General features: G+C 47.6%; 2 protein-coding genes. Both read left to right on the top strand.

What is annotated here, in order from left to right; genetic code table 11:
• On the top strand, positions 1-790 hold a 790-nt coding region (locus ABGY95_RS11175), incomplete at its 5' end, for a translocation/assembly module TamB domain-containing protein (RefSeq protein ID WP_347441764.1).
• Positions 790-1,998 (top strand): POTRA domain-containing protein (locus ABGY95_RS11170; protein WP_347441763.1); only part of this gene is annotated, 1,209 nt, incomplete at its 3' end. The genes ABGY95_RS11175 and ABGY95_RS11170, both read left to right, overlap by 1 nt.

Here is a 1,998-nt window from a genome sequence, read left to right as displayed (position 1 = left end):
GGAATCTCTCTTCTACAAAGACATAGACATTTTACCTATAGGGGTTCCCAGCTCAGCAGTCTCAGATGTTGAACTTCCGGCCTTTGATTCAAAGAATTTCAAAGTCCCTATTCCTGAGCCATTCGATAAATGGAAGCTCGACCTCAAAGTACAGATGGAAGACCCCTTATTAATCCGCGGAAACATCGCCGGTGGACAGATTGAGGGAGGCTTCAAAGCGACGGGCACATTAGCTGAACCCGCTTTGGACGGCACTATTTACGCTAAAGACGTCATCGCTAAACTCCCGTTCAGCACACTCAAAATCCACAAAGGTGAAATCAAGTTCCACCCAAGAAACGGTCTCATTCCCACCCTCGACATTCAGGGAAAATCAGTCGTCAGTAACTATGACACTAGCATCTTTGTCTACGGCCTCGCCACTGATCCAAAAACAACATTCACCTCCTTCCCACCACTCGCGAAAAACGACATCATGACTCTCCTCGCCACCGGAGTCACAGCCCAAGGCCTGAGCAACAACAGCCAGGCTGCCACCCTACGAGCTCTGCAATTATTTCTAGCAAAAATAAAACAAGAATCAGGCCAGTCCCGTAGCACCAAGCTCCTCGAAGTTATTCTTTCCAGCATCGATGACTTCGAATTCAACATCAACGAAACGAACGGATTCACTGGACGGAAATTTTCTTCCGCTAAGATCAAACTTAATCCTCGCATCTACATCACCGCCCAAGTCGATGAGGAAAAACAAACTCGTGGCCTCGTAGTCTTTGTCCTGAAATTCCGATAATGAAAATTGCCTTCGTCATCTATTTCACCATTCTCTGCGCCATAGCGTCTGCGGCCGAGGTTCGCATCGTCGGAATCGATCAGGAGAGCCTTCCCTACTACGAAGACCAACTCAAGCCAAGGCTCCAGTACATTTCCGTTCGACCAGCTACCTCATGGCGCGCCGATGATGCTGTATTTTACCTCAAACGCCTTTTTCTCCGACGTGGATATTCACAAGTCAACATCAAGTGGAGCATTAGCGGAAACACAATCATCCTTAAGGTCAACACTGGCCCAAGGCTTTTTTATGGGGCTGTGCATTCACAAACTCAGACGACGATCGATAACGAAACTCTGACAAACTACTTCTTCCAGCCGATCGTGGAAGGTGAACTAGTCGGACTCAAGAATGCCCCCTACATCAAAGAATACACAGAACGCGGTGCCACTAATGTCGAAAACTACCTGAAATCATTCGGCTATTGGCAAGCCGCAGTCAGAGTCGAAAATGAATACATTGATTTAGAGACAGGCAAAATCCACGTCTTACTCGACATTGATCAAGGCAAGCTTCATTCCCTCAATCGTCCAACATTCACAGGTATCTCAAACGCTACGGAACAAGAGATCGGCAGCGAGTTTAGCGCATTGATTGGAGCTCCCTCATCGACTCAAAACATTGTCAAAATAAATAATGAAATCAGCAATTACTTCCGCAGAACTGGCTACCATTTTGCCAAAGTCAGCGTCAGGCCTGTGCACCAAAATAACAGCACAACACTTTCCTTCCAGATTAAGCAGGGCAAACGCTATATCCTCCGCGACATCTCAGCCAGTGGACACCTAGACACCCAGACGCGCCGGATTCTGCGGTTTTTCAAACCCATGAAAAATAAGGTTTACGATGCTGACGCTGCGGACAAGGCAACCAACCGGTTACTCAATACTGGAATCTTCAAGAAGGTAGTCGTCACACCGCAACCACGCGACGACGGTAATCTAGATCTGGACATCGAGCTTGAAGAAGGCAAATCGATCACCACCAGTGCCTATATTGGAACGGACTCCTATGAAGGTCTCGTGTTAGGTGTGACCTACAGTGACCTCAACCTCCGTGGAAAAATGTGGCAATTCAACTCCCGAGCGGAACATTCTGGCAGAGGGTTGTTAGGTGAAGTTGGAATCACTGAACCGTTCTTTGCTGGAGAAGACCTCAGCTTCAACCTT

Source organism: Rubritalea sp., from assembly GCF_039830215.1.
GTDB lineage: Bacteria > Verrucomicrobiota > Verrucomicrobiia > Verrucomicrobiales > Akkermansiaceae > Rubritalea.
Note: the sequence above shows the minus strand (reverse complement) of the source record. Positions and strands in the feature narration are given on the sequence as shown.